This window comes from Polaromonas sp. P1_F8, from assembly GCF_056405635.1.
Genome location: NZ_JBFUBS010000001.1, coordinates 803,837 through 828,674, shown reverse-complemented (window position 1 = coordinate 828,674; position 24,838 = coordinate 803,837). Strand labels below are relative to the sequence as shown.

At 61.9% G+C, this 24,838-nt stretch carries 20 protein-coding genes; 4 read left to right on the top strand and 16 right to left on the bottom strand.

The features are described from left to right. Positions 1 to 50: 50 nt before the first annotated feature. The 3 genes from AC1D1J_RS03905 to AC1D1J_RS03895 form a co-directional block, all read right to left on the bottom strand. Positions 51 to 1,214, bottom strand: coding sequence for a Gfo/Idh/MocA family protein (locus tag AC1D1J_RS03905; protein WP_477693929.1), 1,164 nt, complete (start codon positions 1,212 to 1,214; stop codon positions 51 to 53). A gap of 92 nt (positions 1,215 to 1,306) precedes the next feature. After that, positions 1,307 to 2,287 carry a Bug family tripartite tricarboxylate transporter substrate binding protein gene (locus AC1D1J_RS03900; RefSeq protein ID WP_477693928.1) on the bottom strand — a complete coding sequence of 327 codons (981 nt, stop codon included), beginning with the start codon at positions 2,285 to 2,287 and terminating at the stop codon, positions 1,307 to 1,309. 159 nt (positions 2,288 to 2,446) lie between these two features. Continuing rightward, complete coding sequence (locus AC1D1J_RS03895; protein WP_477669175.1) at positions 2,447 to 3,097, bottom strand: TetR/AcrR family transcriptional regulator; 651 nt, start codon at positions 3,095 to 3,097, stop codon at positions 2,447 to 2,449. A 143-nt stretch (positions 3,098 to 3,240) separates the two neighbouring features. Here AC1D1J_RS03895 and AC1D1J_RS03890 point away from each other — a divergent pair, with 143 nt between their 5' ends. Both AC1D1J_RS03890 and AC1D1J_RS03885 read left to right on the top strand, forming a co-directional pair. Further along, positions 3,241 to 3,549 (top strand): hypothetical protein, encoded by a 309-nt coding sequence (locus AC1D1J_RS03890; protein WP_477685514.1) that lies wholly within the window; start codon positions 3,241 to 3,243, stop codon positions 3,547 to 3,549. A 150-nt stretch (positions 3,550 to 3,699) separates the two neighbouring features. Then, on the top strand, positions 3,700 to 5,406 hold the full coding sequence (locus AC1D1J_RS03885) for a thiamine pyrophosphate-binding protein (RefSeq protein WP_477693927.1): 1,707 nt from the start codon (positions 3,700 to 3,702) through the stop codon (positions 5,404 to 5,406). 32 nt (positions 5,407 to 5,438) lie between these two features. On the opposite strand, the gene AC1D1J_RS03880 is transcribed toward AC1D1J_RS03885, so the two are convergent. The 8 genes from AC1D1J_RS03880 to yedA form a co-directional block, all read right to left on the bottom strand. Further along, positions 5,439 to 7,664: a DNA/RNA non-specific endonuclease gene (locus AC1D1J_RS03880; protein ID WP_477693926.1), complete on the bottom strand. Its 2,226-nt coding sequence runs from the start codon at positions 7,662 to 7,664 to the stop codon at positions 5,439 to 5,441. A 238-nt stretch (positions 7,665 to 7,902) separates the two neighbouring features. After that, the gene (locus tag AC1D1J_RS03875) at positions 7,903 to 9,552 is read right to left on the bottom strand and encodes an ABC transporter substrate-binding protein (RefSeq protein ID WP_477646559.1); all 1,650 of its coding nucleotides are present in this window, start codon (positions 9,550 to 9,552) and stop codon (positions 7,903 to 7,905) included. Between the two features lie 135 nt (positions 9,553 to 9,687). Then, the gene (locus AC1D1J_RS03870) at positions 9,688 to 10,695 is read right to left on the bottom strand and encodes a peptide ABC transporter ATP-binding protein (RefSeq protein ID WP_477693925.1); all 1,008 of its coding nucleotides are present in this window, start codon (positions 10,693 to 10,695) and stop codon (positions 9,688 to 9,690) included. Continuing rightward, entirely contained in the window at positions 10,692 to 11,708 is a 1,017-nt protein-coding gene (locus AC1D1J_RS03865) for an ABC transporter ATP-binding protein (protein ID WP_477685519.1), read from the bottom strand. Before AC1D1J_RS03865 ends, AC1D1J_RS03870 begins: the two co-directional genes overlap by 4 nt. A 161-nt stretch (positions 11,709 to 11,869) precedes the next feature. Then, positions 11,870 to 12,784: an ABC transporter permease subunit gene (locus AC1D1J_RS03860; RefSeq protein WP_477685520.1), complete on the bottom strand. Its 915-nt coding sequence runs from the start codon at positions 12,782 to 12,784 to the stop codon at positions 11,870 to 11,872. Next, a complete protein-coding gene (locus AC1D1J_RS03855; protein WP_477693924.1) occupies positions 12,781 to 13,791 on the bottom strand; it encodes an ABC transporter permease subunit in 1,011 nt (336 codons plus the stop codon). Before AC1D1J_RS03855 ends, AC1D1J_RS03860 begins: the two co-directional genes overlap by 4 nt. 415 nt (positions 13,792 to 14,206) lie before the next feature. Next, the gene (locus AC1D1J_RS03850; protein ID WP_122956824.1) at positions 14,207 to 14,665 is read right to left on the bottom strand and encodes an SWIB/MDM2 domain-containing protein; all 459 of its coding nucleotides are present in this window, start codon (positions 14,663 to 14,665) and stop codon (positions 14,207 to 14,209) included. 110 nt (positions 14,666 to 14,775) lie between these two features. Further along, on the bottom strand, positions 14,776 to 15,699 hold the full coding sequence (gene yedA, locus AC1D1J_RS03845; RefSeq protein WP_477693923.1) for a drug/metabolite exporter YedA: 924 nt from the start codon (positions 15,697 to 15,699) through the stop codon (positions 14,776 to 14,778). Positions 15,700 to 15,791: 92 nt separating this feature from the next. Between yedA and AC1D1J_RS03840 the strand changes: the two genes are divergently transcribed. Next, positions 15,792 to 16,283 (top strand): Lrp/AsnC family transcriptional regulator, encoded by a 492-nt coding sequence (locus tag AC1D1J_RS03840; protein ID WP_092128104.1) that lies wholly within the window; start codon positions 15,792 to 15,794, stop codon positions 16,281 to 16,283. Continuing rightward, positions 16,280 to 16,810: a ribonuclease E activity regulator RraA gene (rraA, locus tag AC1D1J_RS03835; protein ID WP_477693922.1), complete on the top strand. Its 531-nt coding sequence runs from the start codon at positions 16,280 to 16,282 to the stop codon at positions 16,808 to 16,810. The genes AC1D1J_RS03840 and rraA overlap by 4 nt, the downstream gene beginning before the upstream one ends. A gap of 203 nt (positions 16,811 to 17,013) precedes the next feature. Here rraA and fdhF read toward each other — a convergent pair whose 3' ends face one another. From fdhF to frc (AC1D1J_RS03810), 5 genes are all read right to left on the bottom strand, one after another. Beyond that, entirely contained in the window at positions 17,014 to 19,851 is a 2,838-nt protein-coding gene (gene fdhF, locus AC1D1J_RS03830; RefSeq protein ID WP_477685524.1) for a formate dehydrogenase subunit alpha, read from the bottom strand. A gap of 31 nt (positions 19,852 to 19,882) precedes the next feature. Further along, positions 19,883 to 21,580 (bottom strand): NAD(P)H-dependent oxidoreductase subunit E, encoded by a 1,698-nt coding sequence (locus AC1D1J_RS03825; protein ID WP_477685525.1) that lies wholly within the window; start codon positions 21,578 to 21,580, stop codon positions 19,883 to 19,885. A gap of 54 nt (positions 21,581 to 21,634) precedes the next feature. Then, the gene (frc, locus tag AC1D1J_RS03820; RefSeq protein ID WP_477685526.1) at positions 21,635 to 22,882 is read right to left on the bottom strand and encodes a formyl-CoA transferase; all 1,248 of its coding nucleotides are present in this window, start codon (positions 22,880 to 22,882) and stop codon (positions 21,635 to 21,637) included. Between the two features lie 127 nt (positions 22,883 to 23,009). Continuing rightward, complete coding sequence (locus tag AC1D1J_RS03815) at positions 23,010 to 23,456, bottom strand: PAS domain-containing protein (RefSeq protein ID WP_477685527.1); 447 nt, start codon at positions 23,454 to 23,456, stop codon at positions 23,010 to 23,012. 110 nt (positions 23,457 to 23,566) lie between these two features. After that, positions 23,567 to 24,838 (bottom strand): formyl-CoA transferase, encoded by a 1,272-nt coding sequence (gene frc / locus AC1D1J_RS03810; protein ID WP_457280479.1) that lies wholly within the window; start codon positions 24,836 to 24,838, stop codon positions 23,567 to 23,569.

Genomic DNA, 24,838 nt, shown 5'->3' with positions numbered 1-24,838 from the left:
TTGTATGAAAAATTTGCCTCTAGCCCTTATCTGACGGGCGCGAGCAGCTATCAAACTTGTAGCGCCGGCACGTCCACCCAGCGGCGCTCTTTCCAGCTTTCGAGTGCGGCTTCGACCAGCTGCACGCCTTTGGCGCCTTCGGGCAGTGTCCATTTGTAGGGCTCGTTTTCCACCACGTGGCGGATGAAGTGTTCCCACTGGATCTTGAAGCCGTTGTCGTAGGTCTGGGTGTCCGGCACTTCCTGCCACTGGTCAGAGAAATTCATCGTCTGCTTCTCGTCCGGGTTCCAGACCGGGCGTGGCGTGTTGACGCGCGACTGGGCCTTGCAGGAGGAGAGGCCGGCGACGGCCGAGCCATGCGTGCCGTCGACGTGGAAGGTGACCAGGTCTTCGCGGTTCACGCGGGTCGCCCAGGACATGTTCATTTGCGCAATCACCGGCTCGCCGCTGTGGCCGACCAGTTCGGCCGTGGCGTAGGCTGCGTCGTCGGCGGTGGCCTTGTAGGGCTTGCCGACTTCGTCCCAGCGCTCGGGAATGTGGGTGGCGCCTATGCAGGAGATGGACTTGACCTCGCCGAACAGGTTGTCCAGCACGTAGCGCCAGTGGCACATCATGTCCAGGATCATGCCGCCGCCGTCTTCGGTGCGGTAGTTCCAGCTCGGGCGCTGGATGGGCTGCAGGTCGCCTTCGAACACCCAGTAGCCGAACTCAAGCCGCACTGAAAGCATCTTGCCGAAGAAGCCGGCGCGGCGCAGCATGTCGAGTTTGCGCAGGCCGGGCAGGAAGAGTTTGTCCTGCACGGCGCCATGTTTCAGGCCGGACTTTTCAGCGAGGCGGGCAATCTCGACGGCTTCGTTGAGGTTGGTGGCAATCGGCTTTTCGCAATAGACGTGTTTGCCGGCGCGTATTGCCTTGGCCAGCAGGGTGGGGCGCATCTGCGTGGTGCCGGCGTCGAAGAAGAGGGTGTCGTCCTTGTTCTTCAGCGCCTCGTCGAGGTCGGTGGCCCAGCGCGCGAGGCCATGGGCTTTGGCCAGGGCTTCAATCTTTTCGGCGTTGCGGCCGATCAGGATCGGGTCGGGCATGACCTTGTCGCCGCTGGAGAGGGTGACGCCGCCCTGTTTGCGGATCGCGACGATGGAGCGGATCAGATGCTGGTTCATGCCCATGCGTCCGGTGACGCCGTGCATGATGATTCCTAGTCGTTGAGTAGCCATGGGGTCCTTTGAGGAGGTGAAAAATGCGGCGGCCTCACCTTGGTCCGGCCAGGGGTATTGGAGGGAGGGACGCTGCGGGAACTGGGTGGAAGTTACTGGGTGGGCTGAAGGCCGGCGGCTTTGACCAGTACGGCATTGCTCTTGATCTCGTCCTTGATATAGACGTCGAACTGCTCGGGCGAGAGTGTCCAGGCGTCGGCGCCCAGGGCGGCGAAGCGTTCCTTGACTTCGGGCGTGTTCAGGGCCTTGATCACTTCGTCGTGCAGGCGGTTGACGATGTCTCGCGGCGTTTTTCCAGGGGCCATCATGCCGATCCAGAAGTTGAACTCCGAGCCAGGAACGCCTGCTTCTGCCGTGGTGGGAACCTGGGGCAGGGCGCTGGCGCGTTTGGGCGAACCGACCGCGAGGGCCACGAGCTGGCCGTTCTTGATCTGGCCGATCACCGGCGCGATAGGCGAGAAGTAGTAGTCGACGCGGCCGGACATCACTTCGGTCACGGCTTCGCCAGATCCCTTGAAGGGGATGTTGGTGGCTTCGATTTTTGCGGCGAGCTTGAACTTCTCGGCGTTCAGGTGGGTGGCACTGCCCTGGCCGGCCGAGGCGAAGTTCATGCTGCCGGGCTTGGCGCGCGCGGCGGCCAGCAGTTCCTGCAGCGTCTTGATGTTCTTCGATGGCGACATCACCAGCACATTGGGCGTGCTCGAGATCGGCGTCACGCCCGTGAAATCGCCTACGGTATCGAAGGGCAGCTTGGCGAAGGTCGAGGGGCTGACCGTGTGCGAGGACGAGTGGATCATGATGGTGTAGCCGTCCGGCGCGGCCGTGGCCACGGCCTGCTGGCCGATGGTGCCGCTGGCGCCGCCGCGGTTGTCGATCACCAGCGTCTGGCCCATGCTCTGGCTCATCTTGTCGGTGATGGCGCGGGCAATGATGTCGGTGGTGCTGCCTGCGGCAAAAGGCACGATGACACGGATGGGCTTGTTGGGGTAAGCGCCCTGGGCGCCTGCCACCAGGGGTGACAGCGCGGCCAGGCAGGTGAGGCAGGCCAGCGAGGCGCGACGTGTGAATTTCATGTACTTGTCTCCTGAAAAGGGGTCATTGAAGGACTGCGAAAGACCTGTGCATGCCGCCGGTGTTGTTGGGTACCGGAATGCAGTTTACTCGTAATTCACTATTAAGTGAATTACGAATTGTAAAAATGGCCCTGTCGCTGCGTCAATGACTGCCCGGAATCAGTTTCTAAGGACATACCCTAGGATGACCTCGCACATGTGTGAGAGCCGCTCGTGGCGGGCTTTGGGTGTCATGAGGTCACGCCCGAAAATGGCCGACAGCGTGTGGTTGTTCGACAGGTAGAAGTACGACATCCCGGCGATGGATACGTAAAGCTGCACCGGGTCGATACCGCCGCGAAACAGCCCGTCGGCGCGCCCGCGTTCGAGGATTTCCGCCAGCGTCTGAACCAGGGGTGAGTTCATTTCCTGCACGCGGCTGGACATGGCCAGATGCCGCCCCTGGTGCAGGTTTTCACTGTTGAGAAGCGTCAAAAACTCGGGGTGGGCAATGTAGTATTCCCAGGTGAATTCCGTCAGGCGGCGGATGGCTTGTGCCGGATCCATGTCGCGCAGATGCAGTTCTGTTTCCGCGGCGCGGATGTCGGCATAGGCGTTTTCCAGCACCGCCAGGAAGAGCTCGTCCTTGCTCTTGAAGTAGTAGTAGATCAGGCGTTTGTTGACGTCGGCGCGTTCGGCAATCCGGTCTACCCGGGCGCCGCCCAGGCCGTGCTGCGCGAACTCGTCGCGGGCTGCCAGCAGGATGGCCAGCTGGGAGCGGTCGGCATCGCGCGAGCGGGGTTCGGCGGGCTTTGTTTTTGGGGTCGGCATGGCGAGAATTTAACTGTTTGGTGAATTAAAGCAAGAATCCGCGGCGATAGCGCCGTTGGATGACACATAGCGGCCAAGGGTACCTCCATAATGAAGCAGGTACCGGCCGTCCGCGCCGGCACCCGTATGCAAAGGAGATGGTCATGAACAATTCAGACACGCCAAAAGACGGTGACTTCGCAAACTGGGTAGACCAGAAGGCCGAGGCGCTCAAATTTGAACTGGGTGAAAAATTCCCGGTGCCGCCGTCCGAACTGCATTCTCCCTCGGTGCATGTGGAGACCGGCCGGCAGAAGCTCGAAGAGGTACTGCTCGAACACGAGGAGCCCACGGAAGAGTTTCTCGAAGAACTCAGGGCCCTTGAAGGAGCGCCACCGCTGAGTGACGAAGAGCTGGCGCGGCAAGCCCTCGCCGCCGGCGGTGGTGACGGCGACGCGGCCACACCAGAATAAGCACAGCGCGGCGCACGAAGCCGGACCTTCTTCATGCAAGCATGAGCCCCGGAACCGGCTTTGCCGGGCCGTAGGGCGGGCGGCCCCCTCGGGGGGCAGGGAGCTACACGAAGTGAGCGACCGTGGGGTCACATCTAGCACAATAGGCTCATGACCACCCCTCAACTCGCCGGCCACCTTCTCGTCGATTGCCTTCTGGCCCAGGGCGTTACCCATGCGTTTGGCGTTCCCGGTGAAAGCTACCTGGCCGTGCTGGACGGCCTGCATGCACGGCAGGACAAAATCCGGTTCGTCACCTGCCGGCAGGAGGGCGGCGCAGCCTTCATGGCCGAAGCCCACGGCAAGCTGACGGGGCGGCCCGGCGTGTGCATGGTCACGCGCGGTCCGGGCGCCACCAATGCGTCCATCGGCGTGCACACGGCTTTTCAGGACTCGACGCCCATGGTGCTGCTGGTAGGGGACGTGGCCAGCGACTGCCGCGACCGCGAGGCCTTCCAGGAGGTGGACTACGCCAGTTTCTTCGGCCCCAGCACCAAGGGCTTTGCCAAGCGCGTCGAGCGGATTGATGAGGCCGACCGCATTCCCGAATACGTGGCGCGCGCATTCGCCACCGCGATGAACGGCCGCCCGGGCCCGGTGGTGCTGGTACTGCCGGAAGACATGCTGACGCGCATGACGGCCGCGCAGCCGCTGCCGCGTGTGGAGGCCGTGCAGGCCTGGAGCGACCCGGGCTCGCTGCGTACGCTGCGCGAGATGCTGCTCAAGTCCGAGCGGCCGCTCGTCATCGCCGGTGGCGGCGGCTGGACGCCGCAGTCGGCGCAGGCGCTGCAGCGCTTTGCTGAAAACTGGAAGCTGCCCGTGGGCAATGCGTTTCGTTTCCAGGACACCTTTGACAACCACCATCCGCTGTATGCGGGCGACGTGGGCATTGGCCTGAACCCGAAGCTGGCCGCGCGCGTGAAGGCCAGCGACCTGATCATCGCCATAGGCCCGCGCCTGGGCGAGATGACGACCGGTACCTACACACTGCTGGAGGCGCCCCGGCCCAAGCAAAAGCTGGTGCATATCCATTCAAGCGCCGAGGAACTCAACCGCGTCTACCAGGCCGATCTGGCCATCAATGCCACGATGAACGCGGCTGCGCGATCGCTGGAGGTCCTCACGGCGCCGGTGTCTGTGGCCTGGGAAGCCTGGACGGTATCCGCGAACGAGGACTACCTGGAAAACCTGAAGCCGACACCTTCCGCCAACCTGCCGGGTGATATCGACATGCCGGCCATCGTCGGCCTGCTGCAAAAGCATCTGCCGGCGGATGCCGTGCTGACCAACGGCGCCGGCAACTTTGCCAGCTGGGTGCATCGCTTCTTTCAGCATCACGGCCTCGTCAAAGGCCACAAGACGCAGCTGGCGCCTACCGTGGGCGCGATGGGTTATGGCGTGCCGGCCGGTATTGCTGCGGCCATCACGACCGGACGGGTGGCTTTCACCATCGCGGGTGACGGCGACTTTTTGATGAACGGCCAGGAGCTGGCCACTGCCGTGCAGCACGGCGCCAAAAGCATCATCGTGCTGCTCAACAACGGCATGTACGGCACGATCCGAATGCACCAGGAGCGGGAGTATCCAACACATCAAAGTGGCTCAAGCCTGAACAACCCGGATTTTTCGGCGCTGGCGCGTGCCTACGGTTACGCCGGCGTGCGCATCACGTGCACCGCGGAGTTTGAGGCGGAATTGCTTGCGGCGCTGGCTCGCAAGGAGGGCACGGTGATTGAGGTCACGCTGGATCCGGAAGTCATCACCACACGCGGCACCTTGTCGACGATTACGCAAAACGCGCTCGCCAAGGCGCCGTAATCATTGCAGCAACGCGGCCCGCTGCCGGATAGCTACTGGCCTGCGTACTGGTCCGCGGCGACGATTTTGGGGTCGAACTTCAAGCCGGCCAGTTCCTCGATCTCCGCGATGGCGGCCTGGTTGCGTTCGAAGGCCGGCATGTCTATCGACTCATAGGTGTCGCCGAACTGCCTGATCGGTTTTTCCTGACTGAAGACGAAACCATAGGCCAGCAGCTTCGCGCCGCGTTTTTGCGATTCGGGCACGACCACAACCTTCCAGAATTTTTTGGGGATTTTGACCTTGCCGGCTCCCCAGTTTTTGGACTCGAAGAATTCAGTGAGCACCGGCCCCGCGAACAGCACGGCGCGCCCGCCCGACTGCTGAACCTGGTCGGTGAGCAGGCGCTCAAACTGGCCCCAGATACCAACCACCCCGCCTTCATAGACGCGCTGGCCGCTGCGGTCATTGGGGTTCTCCTGGTTGAAGGCCTCATGCTGCGGCGTGCAGTTGGGCCAGTGGTAGCTGTCGGCGTTCGCAAATTCGGTTTCGTCTGCGTCGGCGCCCCAGCAGTTGTCTTCGCGGCGGACAATGTGCCCGCGGTCAATCCGTTTGGCCGGGCCGTAGACGTCCTTGTTGAGCAACTGGTATTCCAGCGGCAGCCGCGGGTCTTCTCGCCAGTTTTCCCCTCCGAAATCCGCCCGCTTGCGCGGGTCGGTCCGCGATTTGGGGCGGTAGTCGTAGTTCGAGGCGGTCCACAGGCACATGCGTGTCGGCTTGTGCATCACGAGGGAGAAGTGGTGGTAGTCAAGCGGTAGGGGATCGGCCGGCGCCAGGTGGCTTGTCTTCACTGCGGGCACGTCGTCCACACCGGCATTGAATTCCTCATAATCGGCAACCGAATAGAGGGCACCATCCCATCGCGACTGGGCCACAGGGGCTGGAACCTCCTGGCCGAGGAATTTCGGGTTGTATCCCTTGCGGCCCGCGTAGTCCTCGTCGAAAACCAGGGACTTTTCCTGAAAGGCGGTGAAGAGGCCATCCGCCGAAGGCGCACCGGAACCATCAGGCAAACGAACTTGCGCGGGCGCCGCGGGTGCAGGCACCGACACGGGCGCAGCGGCGGCAGGCACGCCGGGCTGAAGCGCCTGCCCGCCATAGACGTGCAGGGTGACAGGCCCCGAGAAATTGAAGGTGTTGCCGCCGCCGGCCCGTGAGGCGAGAGGTAAGAGGGATGACGAGGCGGTGCCGGCCGGCACGCTCTCTGTGCCGGTGAGCGGGTCTGCCGTCGTCGCCAGCAATTGCCGGGCGATCATGCGCATGGATTCTGGAATCGACATGGATTTAAGCCTTTCAACGATGAAACTGACGCGCGCGCCCTCATTGGCGATCCACTGGATGTCGTCGTCGCTTTGCGACTCCGGGTCCCAGGGGGCGCCCAGTTTGTCCAGGATCCGGCCGTCCCGCATCGCCGGCACGCCGCAGTGGTGCAGCGCCACCAGTTCCCAGTCGGTGTTGTAGACCGGGGAGCCGGAGGAGCCCGGCCGCGTGTCCGTCTCATAGTGAAGAAAGCCAGTGGGCAGGATGTCCATCAACTTGTTGTCGCTGATGGCGAAGGCCCGCGGCCCGCCGGCGGGGTGCTGGATGATATTGACCGGAGCGCCCGTCAACACCTTGCCCGTTGCCTCGATCAGCCGCGTCCAGCCGCATGAGGCAATCTGGTCGCTCTCGCGGCTGCGGGGCTGCACCGCCACGATGGTGAAGTCGAGGTCCGGGTCGGTAACAAAGAAACGGTCTGGATCGAAGTCGTAGTACTTGCCGTTGTTGATGCCGTACTCATCGCGCACGTAGAAAAAATTCGCCGCGTGGCCGTCAACGTCGATCTTCGAAGGAAACACGTGATGATTCGTCAGTAGCAGGTCGAACCCGATCAGCAGGCCCGTGGCCACGCCGATGGGCGTATGGCCGGCGCTGCGCTGCTGGACGATGCGGGCCACGGGTTTCGCAGCGTCCGAGGCCTGGACGCTGGGTGCGTATTCCACGGGATTCCACGCGCCAATGACACGCTCGGGGAAAAGGGGAAAGCCGCCCGCGGCCCTGGTCAATTGGCGGGCTGTCCATTCCGCTTGGCGCTTGGGTGTGTCGGCGGCGCCCGGGCCCTGGTTCCGGATTTTTTCAAGGCCGGTTTCGCGCTGCTTCATGCGCTCTTCCCAACGCCGGGCCGCATCCGTCAGGATGCCCTGTTGCCTCGTCTTGACCGCTCCGAGTGTCAGTCCCATTTCTTGTTCCTTCGCCGGCCTTCGGCCTGCAGAATTCGGGGAAATGGATATTCCTCCACTCCACGGGAAAATGCACCCTCCAGTCGGAGGAGACTTCACAAGCCGGGTTAGTGCAGACCTGTAAAGACGTACAGCGGCTCGCGGAAAACAAGGCGCCACAATGAAAAAACCCTCCTTGAAGAAGGAGGGTTTTGAATGGAGGCGGCTTTATGGCAAAGCCGCTTCAAGCCATGAAGGATTATTCCTTGATGTCGACAGCGTAGAAGTTGTGGCGGCCGAACGGGCTGTTCTTGTAGCCGATCACGCTCTTGCGGATGGGCTTGAGCTGCACCGCGTGGGCGATGGTGAACCAGGGAGCCTGTTCCTTGAAGATGACCTGGGCCTGCTGGTAGAGCTTGATGCGCTCCGCAGGATTGGTCACGGTCTTGGCTTTCAGGACCAGGTCTTCATAAGGCTGGTAGCAGAACTTGGCGATGTTGGAGCCGCTGGCGGACTGGGCCGAAGCGCAGCCGAGCAGGGTGTACATGAAGTTGTCAGGATCGCCGTTGTCGCCGGTCCAGCCCAGCATGCCCATCTGGTGTTCGCCAGCCTGCAGGCGCTTGCGATACTCGCCCCATTCGAAGCTCTTGATCTCGGCGGTTACGCCGACCTTGACCAGGTCAGCCTGCATCAACTCGGCAATGCGCTTGGCGTTCGGGTTGTACGGGCGCTGCACAGGCATGGCCCACAGGTCGGTGGTGAAACCGTTGGGGAAGCCGGCTTGGGCCAGCAATTTCTTGGCGGCTTCGGGGTTGTATTCGTCGTCCTTGACGGCGTTGTTGTATGCGGCCATGGTCGGCGGGATCGGGTTCTTGGCGGCAACACCGGTGCTCAGGTACACACCGTCAACAATGGCTTTCTTGTTGATGGCCATGTTGATGGCCTTGCGCACGCGCACGTCGTCAAACGGCTTCTTGGTCGTGTTGTAGGCGAGGTAGCCCACGTTCAGGCCAGCCTGCTCGACGATCGTCACGTTCGCATCCTTGCGGATTGCGTCCAGGTCGGCGGGATTGGGGTAGGGCATGACGTGGCATTCGTTCTTCTGCAGCTTGGCCCAGCGGACCGAAGCGTCAGGCGTGATCGAGTACACGAGGTCGTCGATCTTGGCTTTGCCGCCCCAGTACTGTGGGAAGGCCTTGTAACGGATGACCGCGTCTTTCTGGTACTGCACCAGGTAGAAGGGGCCGGTGCCGACCGGGTCCTGGTCGATTTTTTCCGGCGTGCCGGCTTTCAGCATGGCGTCGGCGTATTCCTTGGACTGCACGGCAGCGTAAGGCATGGCCAGGTTGGCGAGGAACGGTGCTTCAGGCTTGTCCAGCGTGATCTTGACGGTGTAGTCGTTGACCTTTTCCACCGATTTCAGCAGCTTGGGCATGCCCATGTCGCTGAAGTAGGAGTGGTTGGGGCTGGTGACCTTGAAGAAGGCGTTGTCTTCTTTCCACTGGCGTTCGAACATGAACAGCACGTCGTCGGCGTTGAAGTCGCGCGTTGGCTTGAAGGCCTTGTTGCTGGCATGCCATTTCACGCCCTTGCGCAGGTGGAAGGTGTATTCCTTGCCGTCGGCGGAAATATCCCATTTTTCGGCCAGGCCGGGAACGACCTTGGTGCCGCCATATTCGAATTCGACGAGGCGGTTGTAGACGGGTTCGTTGGCATCGAACGAGGTACCCGTGGTGTTTACGCCAGGGTAGAAGTTTTCGGGGCTGCCTTCAGAGCAGAACACCAGCGTCTTCGCGGAGACGGGTGAAAGTGCCAGCAGCGCTGGCAGGGCAACAGCGCACAGCAATGCGCGCTGGACCGGGCGCAACTTGCTTGCGCGGGGGCTTGCACTTGGTTTGGTCTGAATCATTTGACGATCCCTTTGGAGGTTAATGCTGCTTTTGCAGCGGGGCTTGCGGCCAGATTGCACAACATTTGTGACGTTGTGCGCCCTGGTCATTGAAAAACGTGGCCTGAAACCGGTGCTTGAGCGCATGGTTTCAGGTCACGCAGTGAGAAAGTTTTCAGCATAGTGGCACGCAACCTGCCGCTCTGCAACTTCACGCAGCTGCGGCCTTTCGGCGCGGCAACGGTCGGTGACGTGGGGGCAGCGGGTGGAAAACACGCAACCGGTGGGCGGGTTCAGCGGCGAGGGCAGCTCGCCCTTGAGCACGATGCGCTGCTTGACGCCTGTGCCGGCAAGGCCCGGCGTAGACGCCAGCAGGGCCTGGGTGTAGGGGTGCAGGGGGCGGTTGAACAGGGCGTTCTTTTCGCCTTGCTCGACTGCGTGGCCCAGGTACATCACCAGCACGTCGTGGGCGATGTGGCGCACCACGCCCAGGTCGTGCGAGATGAACAGGTAGGCCAGGCCCATGGACTGCTGCAGGTCGGCCAGCAGGTTGAGCACTTGGGCCTGGATGGAGACGTCCAGCGCCGAAACGGGCTCGTCGGCCACCACCACGGTGGGGTTGAGCATCAGCGCACGTGCGATGGCGATGCGCTGGCGCTGGCCGCCTGAAAACATGTGAGGATAGCGGTCATAGTGCTCTGGGCGCAGGCCCACCATGGCCAGCATGGCGCGTGCCTTTTCGGCGCGCTCCGCAGCGTTCAGGGTGGTGTTGATTTCAAGCGGCGCTTCAAGGATGGCGCCGATTTTCTTGCGCGGGTTGAGTGAGCCGTAAGGGTTCTGGAACACCAGCTGCACGGCCTTGCGCAGGCCCACGCGCTTTTCGGGGGAGCCGACGGCGTCGATGCCGGTGATGCGCAATTCGCCGCCGGTGGGGGTTTCGATCAGCGAGACCATGCGGGCCAGCGTGGATTTGCCGCAGCCCGATTCGCCGACAACGGCTAGCGTCTTGCCGGCGTGGACCGAGAAGGAAACGCCGCCGACGGCCTGCAGATGGTCGGACTTGCGCATGAAACCGCGGCGGATTTCATAGACCTGCTTGAGGTTTTTGGCTTCGACGACAGGGCCTGACGGCACAGCATTGGGGGTGATGGCGACGGTGCTCATTGCGCGGCCTCCATCACCGGGGTGTCGCGTTCGATGTTGGCCTCGCGGCTGGGATCACCCAGCGGGTAGTGGCAGCGCACCATGCCGTCTTTCCAGGCGCGCAGCAGTGGACGCTCGTTGCGGGAATGTTCGGTGGCATAGGCGCAGCGCGGGGCGAACAGGCAGCCAGCCGGGCGATCGTAAAGGCCGGGCACCATGCCGGGAATGGTCGCCAGGCGGGAGCTGCCGTCGCTGCGCTCAGGCAGGGCCGACAGCAGGGCTTCGGTGTAGGGGTGCTGGGGCGTGTTGAAGAGGGCGTGTGCGCTTTGCTCTTCCATGATCTGGCCGGCGTACATCACCGCGATGCGCTGCGCCATTTCGGACACCACGCCCATGTTGTGTGTGATCAGCACCAGGGCCATGCCGCGCTCCTTTTGCAGGCTGCGCAGCAGGTCCAGGATTTGCGCCTGGATGGTCACGTCGAGCGCCGTGGTGGGTTCGTCGGCGATCAGCAGGCGCGGGTTGCAGGCAATCGCCATGGCAATCATCACGCGCTGGTTCATGCCGCCCGATAGTTGGTGCGGATAGGCCTTCAGGCGGCTTTCGGGTGAATTGATGCCGACCTGCTCAAGCAGTTCGATGGCCTTGCGTGTGGCGGCCTTTTTATCCATGCCCAGGTGCAGACGCAGGGTTTCGGTGATCTGGAAGCCGACGGTGAAGCAGGGGTTCAGGCTGGTCGTGGGCTCCTGGAAGATCATCGCCACGTCTTTGCCGATGAGCTTGTTGCGCTCGCCTTGCGAGAGCTTGAGTAGGTCGTGGCCGGCAAACCGCAGTTTGTCGGCTTTCACGCGGCCGGGGTAGGCCACCAGGCCCATCAAGGCCATCATGGTGACGCTTTTGCCGGAGCCGGACTCGCCCACGATGCCGAGGACTTCGCCTTCTTCCAGAGACAGGCTGATGCCGTCAACGGCGTGCATCACGCCGTTTTGTGAGGGAAATTCAACAGAAAGATTTTCGATTTCAAGAAGGGCCATGGTTAGGTCCTTTCACAGTGAGGAAATTTGGACAACAAGCTGCTTTTGGCGGCGGTCCAAGGGTATGGCCAGTGGCCGCGCGGAACCGGCTTTGCCGGGCCGCAGTGGCCGCCCCCTGGAAGGGGGGGAGGCGGCTACACGAAGTGAGTCCGCAACGGGGGTCATCGTTTTAACTTCGGGTCGAACGCGTCGCGCAGTCCGTCGCCGAGCAAATTGAAGGCCAGCACAGTGATCAAAATGGCGAGGCCGGGGAAGGTGACCACCCACCAGGCGCGCAAGACAAATTCGCGGGCATCGGCCAGCATGGTGCCCCATTCGGGTGAGGGCGGCTGGGCGCCCAGACCAAGGAAGCCCAGGGCGGCGGCGTCGAGAATGGCGGTCGAGACACCCAGCGAGGCTTGCACGATCAGCGGTGCCGTGCAGTTGGGCAGGATTTCGCTGAACATCAGGCGGATGCGGCTGGCGCCGCTCATGCGCGCGGCCGTCACATAGTCGCGCGAAGTCTCGGCGATCACGGCGGCGCGCGTGATGCGCACGTAGTGCGGCAGCACGACGATGGCCACGGCCAGCATGGCGTTCATCAGGCCGGGGCCGAGGATGGCTACGATGACGATGGCCAGCAGCAGGCTGGGCAGCGTCAGGATGATGTCCATGAGGCGCATCACGGCGATCTCGAAGATGCCGCGGAAAAAGCCTGCCAGCAGGCCCAGCACCGTGCCGACGACCACCGACAGTGCCACCACGGCCAGGCCGATGACCAGCGACAGGCGGGCGCCGTACATCAACCTGGTCAGGATGTCCCGGCCGATGGCGTCGGTGCCCAGGGGGTAAGTCCATGACCCGCCGGTTTGCCAGGCTGGGGGTTTGAGGAACACCGCATTGTTGGTGATATTGGGCGCGTGCGGCGCCAGCAGCGGCGCGAACAGCGCGATCAGCAACACGCCAATGACAATGACGAGGCCGATCACGGCGCCGTTGTTGGCGCTGAAGTAGTTCCAGAACTCGCGCAGAGGGTGCGGTGGCGCCGGGGGCGTGCCCGGTTTCGGGGTGGCGGATTTCAAGGTGGCCGTGCTCATCGCTGGTGCCTGATGCGTGGGTTAATGATGCCGTAGGTGATGTCCACCAGCAGGTTGACGGCCATGACGATGGCGCCCAGCAGCAAAATGCCGCCCTGCAGCACAGGGTAGTCGCGGCGGCTGATGGCTTCGATCAACCACTTGCCGACGCCTGGCCAGGAAAAGATGGTTTCAGTGAGGATGGCGCCCGTGAACAGCACGCCGACCTGCAGGCCGATCACGGTGACCACCGGGATCAGCGCGTTGCGCAGTGCATGCAGGGCCACCACGCGCAGGTTGGAAAGGCCTTTGGCGCGCGCGGTGCGGATGTAGTCTTCGCCCAGCACCTCCAGCATGGCCGAGCGCGTCATGCGTGCGATCACTGCCAGCGGGTTGGTGCCCAGCACGATCATGGGCAATATCAGGTGGGAAGCGGCCGACCAGAACGCGCCCTTGTCGTCTGACAGCAGCGAGTCGATCAGCAGAAAGCCGGTGGTGGGCTCAATGAAGTACTGCACCGACAGCCGGCCCGACACGGGTGTCCAGCCGAGCTGCACCGAGAACAGCAGGATCAGCAGCAGCCCCCACCAGAAAATCGGCATGGAATACCCTGTGAGGGACACCCCCATGACGCCGTGGTCGAGTATCGAGTTTCGTTTCACCGCCGCCAGGATGCCGGCGGGGATACCGATCAGCAAGGCAAACAAAATGGCACAGACAGCCAGCTCGATGGTGGCCGGAAACAGCGTGAGGAACTCGCGCAGCACGGGCTCCTGTGTGATGAGGGACTTGCCGAGGTCGCCCTTGAGCACGCGGACGATGTAGATGCCGTACTGCACCATAACGGGCTTGTCCAGGCCGAATTCCCTGAGCAATTGGGCGTGGCGCACCGGATCGATGCCGCGTTCGCCCGCCATGGTTTCAATCGGGTCTCCCGGCACCATTCGGATCAGGAAGAAGGCCAGCAGCGTCATTCCCAGGAAGGTGGGAATGATCAGGCTCAATCGGGTAAAAATAAAGCGCAACATTATCGCGGGATGCTAAGGCAGGTCTTGGAGCGGGCTGTGGAAAAACCGTCGCGCTGGTGACAGGCAGGGCGCGCGAAATTTTTCGCCGCCTCGGTTTTTGAATGCAGTAGCTGCAGTGGCATCAACATGGAGTCTTGTTTTGTTAAGTCTGGTGCGGGCGGTGCCGCAGGGAATTTTTTATCTTAGCAACAATAGCGTCGTTTTTCGACTGTGCCGTTGGTGGCAGGCTACCGAGTAACCCTATGGCATTAGCAGACGTTTCAGGTTGTTTTGGGCGTTAATGGAAGCGGGTGGAAGAGCGCCGGAGTAACGCAGGAAGCGTGCCAGCGGTTTGGGGGCATGACATAGGCTCTGCAGCACGTGCGCATAAAAAAAGGCCGGTAGAAACCGGCCTTTTGATATCGGTAAGAACCGATTACTTGACGTGCTTGCCGATCAGGCCAGCCATCTCGAACATCGACACTTGCGCCTTGCCGAAAACGGCACGCAGTTTTTCGTCGGCGTTGATCATGCGCTTGTTGACCTTGTCCTGCAGGCCCTTGGATTTGATGTAAACCCACAGCTTGCTGACGATCTCGGTACGTGGCAGAGGCTTGTCGCCCACCACAGCTGCCAGTGCCGGGCTCAAGGTCAGTGCCTTCATGAACGCTGCATTGGGAGTGCGCTTTTTGGCAGGCGCTTTTTTCGCTGCTGGCTTTTTGGCCGCAACTTTCTTGGCGGGAGCTGCTTTCTTCGCGGCTACCTTCTTTGCAGGAGCTGCTTTCTTCGCAGGAGCCTTCTTCGCAGGAGCTGCTTTCTTCGCAGCTACTTTCTTTGCCGGAGCAGCCTTTTTAGCAGGCGCTTTTTTTGCCGGTGCTTTTTTTGCAGTTGCCATGATTGATTTTCCTTCTAGAAGTTGATAAATCACCACACGGATAACTACTCTTCCTTGTGGCAATGCGGATGCTACTGGAGAAAAACGCAGTTTCCTAGTGCAAACGCACTTTATTTGCGCCTGGATGTTGCAGATTTACCTCTGAAAATCAGGAAAACGCCCATGAGAATCACGCCGCAAGCGGCCCATTCGCCCCCAGTGACGTGCTCTCCGGCGAAGAATGCACCCAGAAAAATCGCGATCAAGGGGTTCACAAAGGCATAGCTCGTGGCTACTGCAGGCGAGGCATTGGCCAGCAAATAGAGGTAGGCGCTGAAGGCGATGAGCGAGCCAAACACCACGAGATAGAGCCACGCAAGCACGGCTTCAGGCTGCGCGGGCCAGTTGGCAGCGGCTTCGCGGTGCTCACCCAATGCAAGAGAAATCGCCATCAACACCGCGCCGCCACACAACATTTCGCTGGCAAAACCCGCGGGGCCATTCGCCAGCGGCAGCCGGGTGGTGGACAGCACCGAGCCGAGTGACCACAGCAAGGTCGCCCCCGCAATGCACGCCATGCCGACCGGAGCAGCGCTAAAGCTGGCGCCTTGCACCAGCATCAGCACACCTGCCAGCCCCACCACCATGCCCAGGAACTCCAGCCTGCTGGGCCGCTGGCCCAGCAGGAGGCCCCAGGCCGACACCATCATGGGAACCACCGCGATGAAGGTGGCGATCAGTCCGGAGCCGATGTGAACTTCAGCCGATGCTGTCAGCCCCATCCCGCCGCCCAGCATCAGGGTGCCGATGACGGCGGCGTTGGCCCACTCGCGCCAGCTGGGCAGCTTGTGCCCGCGTACCAGCACCCAAGCCATCATCAGAAGGCCGGCCGCCAGGAAACGCGTGCCCATCTGGAAGAAAGGCGGAAAACTGATCAGGGCAAAGCGGATTGCCAGGTAAGTGGAGCCCCACACCAGGTAACAGGCGAGCAGGGCAGGGATCAAAAGCGCCGGCGCTTTGCCGGTGGCGGGGGATGAAATGAGTGCGGAGGTCATGCCTGCATGGTAGGTTGCCAAACGCCTTCAGACTATGCAAAACTAACGGCAAAACTGCAGCTGGCCTTTAAATTTAAAGCTTGAAAAGCGACATGACCGAAACCACCGAATGGGACCATTACGACAGCCGCATCCTCGGCGAACTGCAGCGCGATGCGCGGATCACCATGGCCGAGCTGGGCCGCCGTGTTCACCTGAGCCAGCCGGCAGTCACGGAGCGTGTGCGCAAGCTCGAACTGGGCGGCGTGATCAAAGGTTACCGGGCCGAGGTTGACCTAGGGCGGCTGGGTTACGGCATACGCGCTATCGCGCGGGTAGGGCGGGTCGAGTACGCCCGGGTGGTCAAGCTGATCGAGCAGACGCCCGAAGTGATCAATGCCTACAACGTCACCGGCGAGGACAGCTGGGTGCTGGAAATCGCAGTGATCGACGTGGCACACCTGGATGCGGTGGTGACCAAATTCTGCATCCTCACCGAGACCTCGACCTCCATCGTGCTGAACGCCCCCCGCGAGAATGCGGTGGTCTTGCCCGCCCGGCGCGAAGACATCAAACCCGTCATCAAGAAAGTCACCGGAAAATGAGCCAGGACAATCTCGCCTCCTTCGCCTCCTTCGCCTCCTTCGCCACCTGCGATCTCTGCGACCTCCACAAAGGCGACACCTCGGGCCGCTTCAGGGTGCTTCCGCCGGTTTTCAGAAGCTATGGCGGCCACCAGAAGTTCAGCGGGCCTGTGGTCACCGTTCAGTGTTTTGAGGACAACTCGCCGGTCAAGGCGGCGGTGGAGTCGCCCGGCGAGGCGCGCGTGCTGGTGGTGGACGGGGGCGCCTCGCTGCGCCGCGCGCTACTGGGCGGCAATCTGGGCGCCGCCGCCGCCAAAAACGGCTGGGCAGGGGTGCTGATTGACGGTTGCGTGCGCGATGTGGCGGAGCTGGCGCAATGCCAGACCGGCATCCGCGCCCTGGCAAGCATGCCGCTGCCCACGGAAAGGCGCCAGGCGGGCCTGCGTGATATCGCTGTGCAGATACAGGGCGTCTGGGTGCGGCCGGGCGACTGGCTCTACGCCGACGAGGATGGGGTGGTGGTGATGCCGGCGCCTGCGCAAGCGTAGACGCAGGGCGCTTGCAATCCAGGTGCTCTACCGCCGGGCGCAGAGGTTTGCAGCGGGGGCGCTGGATGAACTATTGGAAAAATCGGCCTCAACCCCAATAAGCAAGGGCGTAAGCAGCTATAAATTTAATAGCACTCACGCGCTGTCTTTGAGCAGCAGAGGCGGGCCGCTCATGCCCTGCTTCTCATTGCTGCCAAAAATACTCAGAACCCTGCAAGAGCGATCGAGTTCTTCAGCGCTTGCCCACCGCCGTAGCTATCCTGCTCGGGTGGCACGCCGCCCAGCGACACGCGGATCGCGCAGTATTTGAACTCCGGGATCTTCGCAAACGGGTCCAGCGCGGCGTTGGTCAGCTTGTTGATGGCTGCCTCGTAGTAACAGAAAGGTACAAAAACCGCGCCGCGTGGCGAGCTTTCGTCGGCGCGGGCATACAGCTCCACCTTGCCGCGGCGTGACTCGATGGTCACGACATCGCCCGGTTTGCCGCCCAAGGCCGCAAGATCCAGGGGGTGCACCAACGCAACCGGATCCGGCTCGATCGCATCGAGCACCGTCGCGCGCCGTGTCATGCTGCCGGTGTGCCAATGCTCCAGCTGGCGCCCGGTGATCAGCACCATCGGATATTCGGTGTCCGGGCGCTCGTCGGCCGGGATGATGTCGGCCGGCACGAACTTCGCGCGGCCGCCTTCGCGGGGAAAGTCGTCCACGAACACCACCGACTGGCCGGGATCGCCTTCCTTCATGCAGGGGTAGGTGACCGAATGCTCGCGGTCAAGCCGCTCCCAGGTGATGCCGCCGATGCTGGGCATGGTGTGGCGCATCTCGTCGAAGACTTCGCTGACATGGTTGTAGTGCCAGCCGCAACCCATGCGGTTGGCGATCTGCGTAATGATCCAGAGGTCCTGGCGTGCATCGCCGGGCGGGTTGATCGCCTTGCGGCCCATCTGCACGAGGCGGTCGGTGTTGGTAAAGCTGCCGTCTTTTTCCGGGAAGGCGCTGGCCGGCAAAATCACGTCCGCCAGATAGGCCGTTTCGGTCAGGAAGATGTCCTGCACCACGAGGTGATCGAGCGCCGCCAGAGCTTCTCGCGCGTGGTTGGCGTCCGGGTCGGACATGGCCGGGTTCTCGCCTTGCACATACATCCCCTTGATGCCGCCTTTTTTGATGGCGTGCATCACTTCGACCACCGTCAGGCCGACCTGGTCGTCCAGGGTGCCGGGGGCCAGCTTCCAGGCCTTCTCGAAACTGGCTCGGACCTCGGGCTTGGACACATGCTGGTAGTCTGGCAGCATCATGGGGATCAGGCCCGCGTCGGACGCGCCCTGCACGTTGTTCTGGCCGCGCAGGGGATGCAGGCCGGTACCGGGACGGCCGATCTGGCCGGTCATCAGCGAAAGGGCGATCAGGCAACGCGCGTTGTCGGTGCCGTGCACGTGCTGCGACACACCCATGCCCCACAGGATCATCGAGCCTTTGGAAGTGGCGAACAGCCGGGCCACATAACGCAGCGTGTCGGCGTCGATGCCGCAGATCGGCGCCATCAGCTCGGGTGTGTAGCCCTCAACGTTCTTGCGCAGTTCTTCGTAGCCGATGGTGCGGCTGTCGATGAACGCCTGGTCCACCAGGCCCTCGGTCACGATGACATTCATCATCGCGTTGAGCATGGGCACATCGGTATCGGGCTTGAACTGCAGGTGGCGGTGCGCCACGCGGGTCAGGTCCGAGCGGCGCGGATCCATCACGATCAGCTTGGTGCCGTTTTTCACGGCGTTCTTGATCCAGGTGGCGGCCACCGGGTGGTTCACCGTCGGGTTGGCGCCGATGATCACAACGACGTCGGCCTTGGTGACATCCATGACGGGGTTGGAGACGGCGCCAGAACCAATGCCTTCCAGCAGGGCGACGACCGAGGACGCATGGCACAGGCGCGTGCAGTGGTCCACATTGTTGCTGCCGAAACCGGTGCGCACCAGCTTCTGGAACAGGTAGGCTTCCTCGTTGCTGCCCTTGGCAGAGCCAAAGCCGGCCAGCGATTTCTTGCCATGCTGGTCGCGGATGGCTGCCAGCTTGCCGCCAGCGAACTCCAGCGCTTCTTCCCAGCTCGCTTCGCGGAAGACGTCCATCACGCGGTCCGGGTCCATCGTGAAGTCGCCGGTTTTCGGCATGCCTTCGCGGCGGATCAGCGGCTTGGTCAGGCGGTGCGGGTGGTGGGCATAGTCAAAACCGTAGCGGCCCTTGACGCACAGGCGCTCGTGGTTGGCAGGGCCGTCGCGGCCTTCCACAAAAAGAATCTTGTCGTCCTTGACGTTGTAGGTCAGCTGGCAGCCCACGCCGCAGTAGGGGCAGACCGACTCGACCTGTTTGTCGGGTACCGTCAGGGCAGCTTCGCGCGCCGGCATCAGGGCTCCGGTAGGGCAGGCCTGCACGCATTCGCCGCAGGCCACGCAGGTGGACATGCCCATCGGGTCATCCATGTCAAAGACGATCTTGGCCTGGTCGCCGCGGAAGGCCAGCCCGATCACGTCGTTCACCTGTTCGTCACGGCAGGCGCGCAGGCAGCGTGTGCACTGGATGCAGGCGTCGAGGTTCACAGCGATGGCGGGGTGCGACACATCCTGGCGCACCTGCTGGCGCGCCTCAAAGCGGGGCTTGCCCACGCCGATCTTGGCAGCCCATTGGTCTACCTCGTTGTTACGGGTGTATTCCTTTTCGGGCATGTCTGACAGCAGCAGCTCGAGCACCAGCTTTTGCGAGGCCACGGCGCGTTCGCTGTCGGTGACGACCTTCATGCCGGCTGCCGGCGCACGGCAGCATGAGGGAGCGAGCACGCGCTCACCGTTGATCTCGACCATGCAGGAGCGGCAGTTGCCGACGGCTTCCATGCCTTCCTTGAAGCACAGGTGCGGGATCTCTACGCCCTCGCGCTTGGCGACCTGGAGTAGTGATTCGGTGGCGCGGCCCTGGACTTCGCGGCCGTTGAGGCTGAAGCTCACAAGCGGTGCGTCGAGTTCGGCGAGTTCCTGGCGGGTAATTGCATTCATCGTGGTGCCTCTTGTCTTGTTGACGCGGTGCTCAAGCCAGCTCGTGTGGGAAGTACTTGATGACGCAGTCCATGGGATTGGGAGCCGCTTGGCCGAGGCCGCAGATCGATGCATCACGCATGACCAGGGACAGGTCTGCCAGCAGGGCGAGGTCCCACTTGGGCTGCTCCATAAGATGCGCCGCTTTCGCCGTGCCGACGCGGCAGGGCGTGCACTGGCCGCAGGACTCGTGGTGGAAGAATCGCATCATGTTGCGCGCCGCGTCGGTGGCCGTGTCCTTGTCGGACAGGATCATCACGGCGGCCGAGCCGATGAAACAGCCGTAAGGCTGCAGCGTGTCGAAGTCCAGCGGGATGGTGTTCATCGTGGCGGGCAGGATGCCGCCTGAAGCACCGCCGGGCAGGTAAGCATAAAACTTCTGGCCGTCCAGCATGCCGCCGCAGTATTCGTCGATCAGCTCCTGGATGGTGATGCCGGCCGGTGCCAGCTTGACGCCAGGCTCCTTTACCCGTCCGGACACAGAGAACGAGCGCAAGCCTTTGCGGCCATTGCGGCCGTGCGAAGCGAACCACTCGCCGCCTTTTTCCAGGATGTCGCGCACCCAGTACAGCGTCTCGAAGTTGTGCTCAAGCGTCGGCCGGCCAAACAGGCCTACCTGCGCTACATAGGGCGGACGCAACCGGGGCATGCCGCGTTTACCTTCGATGGACTCGATCATGGCCGACTCTTCACCGCAGATATAAGCGCCTGCGCCGCGGCGCAGTTCGATTTCCGGCATGCCGGCCATCAGTGGGTCTAGCCGCAACCTGGCCAGTTCGGCCTCCAGCATGTTGCGGCAGCCGTGGTACTCGTCACGCAAGTAAACGTAGATCTTCTCGATGCCGACGGCCCAGGCGGCAATCAGCATGCCTTCGAGGAAGCGGTGCGGGTCTCGCTCCAGGTAGACGCGGTCCTTGAAAGTGCCAGGCTCGCCTTCGTCGATGTTCACCGCCATCAGGCGCGGGCCTTTTTCAGCACGCACGATGCGCCACTTGCGGCCTGAAGGAAAGCCGGCGCCACCCAGTCCACGAAGGCCGGAGTCTTCCATGGTCTTGAGAACCGACTCGACATCGCGTTCGCCTGAGATGCAGTGCTTGAGCAAGGCGTAACCACCGGCTGCCTGGTAAGTGGGCAGGTCGATAAAGCCGTCAGGAACGTGCTGCACAGCTGCTGCTGCGACGGTCGCCATTACGGTTTCGCAGCTGGCATTGGGTACCGGGTTTTGTCCCACCACAACTGCTGGTGCCTGCTCGCAGCGGCCTATGCAAGGCGCGGCAATGACCCGGACTTCGCGGCCGAGCAGGGCAGGGAGCTTGGCCAGCAGGTCCTTGGCGCCTGCCATCTCGCAAGAAAGGCCATCGCAGACCCGCACCGTGAGTGCGGCTGGAGCGGCTTCGCCCTCCTTGACCACGTCGAAGTGGTGATAGAAGGTTGCCACCTCATAGACCTCGGTCTGCGCCAGCCTCATCTCCTGAGCCAGTGCGGCCAGATGGGCGGCCGACAGATGACCGAACTTATCCTGAATCTTGTGCAGATGTTCGATCAGCAGGTCCGGCTGACGCGACTCGGTGCCCAGCAGGCTCTGCACTTCGGCCAGCGAGTGCGGGTCGACGCGGCGCCCCTTGGGTGCTTGACGCTTTCGCTGCTTGGAGGCGTCGATGACGGCGATGGGAATGATGGGGTGGTTCATGAAGCGTGTGGGCTCGCTGTATGGCTGGCGTGGGTGGCGTTGGGGGTGCCCGACCTAGATGACGCGTTCGGCTCGTAATTCGGCGATGTAGTCGGCGCCGTAGCCTAATTGCGTCAATACCTCGTCGGTGTGTTCGCCTAGCAGGGGTGAGCGCGTGACTTCTGTGGCGCTGTCCGACATCTTGATCGGATTGCCCACGGTCAGGTACTTGCCGCGGGTGGGGTGATCGACTTCAACAATGGTGCCCGTTTCGCGGAGCCCGGGTTCTTCCGAGATCTCCTTCATCGACAGGATGGGGCCGCAGGGAATGTCGTACTTGTTCAGAATCTCCATGGCCTCGAACTTGGTCTTGGTCATGGTCCATTTCTCGATGCGCGCGAAGATGGGCTTCAAATGCAGTAGCCGGGCCGCCGGCGTCGCGAAAGCTTCGTCGTCAATCCAGCCTTCTTCGCCGATCACCTTGCACACGGCTGGCCACACGGCGCCCTGGGTGATGAAGTAGATATACGCGTTGGGGTCGGTCTCCCAGCCCTTGCATTTCAGGATGGAGCCCGGCTGGCCGCCGCCGGACGCATTGCCTGCGCGCGGCACGGCTTCGCCGAACTTGCCGTCGGGGTACTGCGGGTACTCATGCATGGTGCCTGTGCGCTCCAGGCGCTGCTGGTCGCGCAGTTTGACCCGGCACAGGTTCAGCACGGCATCCTGCATGGGCGCCAGCACTTTCTGGCCACGCCCCGTGGTGTTGCGTTGATAGAGGGCTGCGACGATGCCCAGGGCAAGGTGCAGGCCGGTTCCGCTGTCACCAATTTGTGCGCCGGTGACCATGGGTGGGCCATCGTCGAAGCCGGAAGTAGAGGCTGAACCGCCGGCACACTGTGCAACGTTTTCATAAACCTTGCAATCTTCGTAGCGGCCGGGGCCGAAACCTTTCACCGAGGCGACGATCATCCGGGGATTGAGCTTCTGGATGTGTTCCCAGGTGATGCCCATGCGGTCGAGCGCGCCAGGCGCAAAGTTCTCCACCAGCACGTCGCATTCCTTGATCAAAGTGTCCAGAACCTCTTTGCCTTTCGGCTTTTTGGTGTCCAGCGTGATCGAGCGCTTGTTATGGTTGAGCATGGTGAAGTACAGACTGTCCACACCGGGAATGTCGCGCAACTGCCCGCGCGTCGCGTCGCCTTCGCCTGCGCGCTCGACCTTGATGACGTCAGCGCCGAACCAAGCCAGCAATTGGGTGCACGTCGGCCCTGATTGGACGTGGGTGAAGTCAAGGATGCGAACGCCGTCTAACGCTTTGCTCATGAAAGTTCCTGCCGGGAAGTTGAAAAATTGGGTGTTTACGCATGGTTTGAGCCATGGCCGAGACATCGTGTGCCCGGTTCACCCCTATGTTAATCACTGCTCCAGTGGTGTGCCTGTACGGTTTGGGTTAGGGTGTATTAACCTGAGGGGCAAGCTGCATCTCAAGCTCCGTCAGGCGCTTTTTCAGGTTGCGTTCTTCGGCAAAGCGGGCGGTTTCATCGCGGATCACCGCGACGATCGCTGATACCTTGTTATCCGGGGTATGTAACAGCGCGACGGTAAAGGCAATGGACAATCCATGCCCGTCCTTGTGCACTGCGGGCACACGAAGGACATCGTTGCCATACCGCGTTTGCCCGGTCGCCATGGTCTTGTGATAGCCGTCCCAGTGGCGCTGCTGCTGGCGCTGCGGGATGATGATGTCCAGCGATTTACCCAGCGCCTCTTCTTCCGTGAAGCCAAACATCCGCCGGGCCGCAGGATTCCATAAGACAATTGCACCGTCGGCATCGGAAGCTACGATGGCATCGCCAACAGCTTCCACGAGCTGTTTCAGGTCGGTTGTTGTTTGCATATGTCCACTCCTGTTGCTGGAAAACAAGCTGACTGAGGCCTTAAAAAAAACGGCGCTCAATCTGAACGCCGTCTTTCTGGGCCATCAAGACCGCTACTTCAAGATTGCGCTCACACTGCTTTTGCAGTGTGCATGGCCGCGATTTGGTCTTTGCTGTAGCCGAGTTCGGCCAGAACCTCATCGGTGTGTTCGCCCAGCAGGGGTGATGCCGTTACTTCGGGCTTGGTGTCAGAGAACTTGATCGGGCTGCCCACGGTGAAGTAGCTACCGCGCACCTTGTGCGGTACTTCAACGATGGAGCCACTGGCGCGCAAGGATTTGTCATGCAACAACTCCTTCATCGACAACACGGGCGCGCAAGGAATATCAAATTTTCGGAAGACGTCCACGGCTTCGAACTTGGTCTTGTCGGCAATGAATGCTTCAATCGTCGCGAAGATGTCCATGATGTGCGGCTGACGTGCTTTGGCCGTGGTGTAGGCCGGGTCGGTTTTCCACTCGGGTTTGCCCAATGCGTCGCAGATCGGCTCCCAGGCGTGACCCTGGACCGTGAAATAGATGTAGGCGTTGGGGTCAGTTTCCCAACCCTTGCATTTCAAAATCCAGCCGGGTTGTCCGCCACCGCCGGCATTGGCGCCGCGCGGTACCACGCCGTCTTTGAAAGCTTCCATTTCATGCGGGTATTGCGGGTACTCTTCCAGGTAGCCAAGGTTGTCCAGGCGTAACTGGTCGCGCATTTTGACGCGGCACAGGTTGAGCACACTGTCCTGCATGGACACGGCGACTTTTTGGCCCTTGCCAGTCTTCTGGCGGCCGATATAAGCCGTCAAAATACCGATGGCCAGGTGCATGCCGGTATTGCTGTCGCCCAAAGCGGCAGACGAAATGGTGGGGCCTGAGTTCTCGCCTTTCCAGTAGCCGGTGGTGGACGCTGCGCCGCCTGCGCACTGGGCCACGTTTTCGTAAACCTTCAGGTCTTCGTAGTGGTGGCCGTCAGAGAAACCCTTGACGGATGCCAGAATCATTTTTGGGTTGAGTGACTGGATGTGTTCCCAGGTGAATCCCATACGGTCCAGTGCGCCGGGACCAAAATTCTCGACCATCACGTCGGATTCCTTGATGAGCCTCTCCAACACTTCCTTGCCTTCGGGCTTTTTGGTGTCCAGCGTCAGTCCGCGCTTGTTGCTGTTGAGCATGGTGAAATACAGCGCGTCAGCGCCTTCGATGTCACGCAACTGGCTTCGGGTAACGTCGCCAGAGCCAGGACGCTCGACCTTGATTACGTCAGCGCCGAACCAGGCCAGCATCTGAGTGCAGGCCGGACCGGCCTGAACGTGGGTGAAGTCGATGATTTTGATGCCTGCGAGTGGTTTGTTGCTCAT

Bases quoted from the DNA above. Each gene is read 5' to 3' on its own strand.
- AC1D1J_RS03905 (WP_477693929.1), bottom strand. From the start codon at position 1,214: ATGGCTACTCAACGACTAGGAATCATCATGCACGGCGTCACCGGACGC.
- AC1D1J_RS03900 (WP_477693928.1), bottom strand. From the start codon at position 2,287: ATGAAATTCACACGTCGCGCCTCGCTGGCCTGCCTCACCTGCCTGGCC.
- AC1D1J_RS03895 (WP_477669175.1), bottom strand. From the start codon at position 3,097: ATGCCGACCCCAAAAACAAAGCCCGCCGAACCCCGCTCGCGCGATGCC.
- AC1D1J_RS03890 (WP_477685514.1), top strand. From the start codon at position 3,241: ATGAACAATTCAGACACGCCAAAAGACGGTGACTTCGCAAACTGGGTA.
- AC1D1J_RS03885 (WP_477693927.1), top strand. From the start codon at position 3,700: ATGACCACCCCTCAACTCGCCGGCCACCTTCTCGTCGATTGCCTTCTG.
- AC1D1J_RS03880 (WP_477693926.1), bottom strand. From the start codon at position 7,664: ATGGGACTGACACTCGGAGCGGTCAAGACGAGGCAACAGGGCATCCTG.
- AC1D1J_RS03875 (WP_477646559.1), bottom strand. From the start codon at position 9,552: ATGATTCAGACCAAACCAAGTGCAAGCCCCCGCGCAAGCAAGTTGCGC.
- AC1D1J_RS03870 (WP_477693925.1), bottom strand. From the start codon at position 10,695: ATGAGCACCGTCGCCATCACCCCCAATGCTGTGCCGTCAGGCCCTGTC.
- AC1D1J_RS03865 (WP_477685519.1), bottom strand. From the start codon at position 11,708: ATGGCCCTTCTTGAAATCGAAAATCTTTCTGTTGAATTTCCCTCACAA.
- AC1D1J_RS03860 (WP_477685520.1), bottom strand. From the start codon at position 12,784: ATGAGCACGGCCACCTTGAAATCCGCCACCCCGAAACCGGGCACGCCC.
- AC1D1J_RS03855 (WP_477693924.1), bottom strand. From the start codon at position 13,791: ATGTTGCGCTTTATTTTTACCCGATTGAGCCTGATCATTCCCACCTTC.
- AC1D1J_RS03850 (WP_122956824.1), bottom strand. From the start codon at position 14,665: ATGGCAACTGCAAAAAAAGCACCGGCAAAAAAAGCGCCTGCTAAAAAG.
- yedA (WP_477693923.1), bottom strand. From the start codon at position 15,699: ATGACCTCCGCACTCATTTCATCCCCCGCCACCGGCAAAGCGCCGGCG.
- AC1D1J_RS03840 (WP_092128104.1), top strand. From the start codon at position 15,792: ATGACCGAAACCACCGAATGGGACCATTACGACAGCCGCATCCTCGGC.
- rraA (WP_477693922.1), top strand. From the start codon at position 16,280: ATGAGCCAGGACAATCTCGCCTCCTTCGCCTCCTTCGCCTCCTTCGCC.
- fdhF (WP_477685524.1), bottom strand. From the start codon at position 19,851: ATGAATGCAATTACCCGCCAGGAACTCGCCGAACTCGACGCACCGCTT.
- AC1D1J_RS03825 (WP_477685525.1), bottom strand. From the start codon at position 21,580: ATGAACCACCCCATCATTCCCATCGCCGTCATCGACGCCTCCAAGCAG.
- frc (WP_477685526.1), bottom strand. From the start codon at position 22,882: ATGAGCAAAGCGTTAGACGGCGTTCGCATCCTTGACTTCACCCACGTC.
- AC1D1J_RS03815 (WP_477685527.1), bottom strand. From the start codon at position 23,456: ATGCAAACAACAACCGACCTGAAACAGCTCGTGGAAGCTGTTGGCGAT.
- frc (WP_457280479.1), bottom strand. From the start codon at position 24,838: ATGAGCAACAAACCACTCGCAGGCATCAAAATCATCGACTTCACCCAC.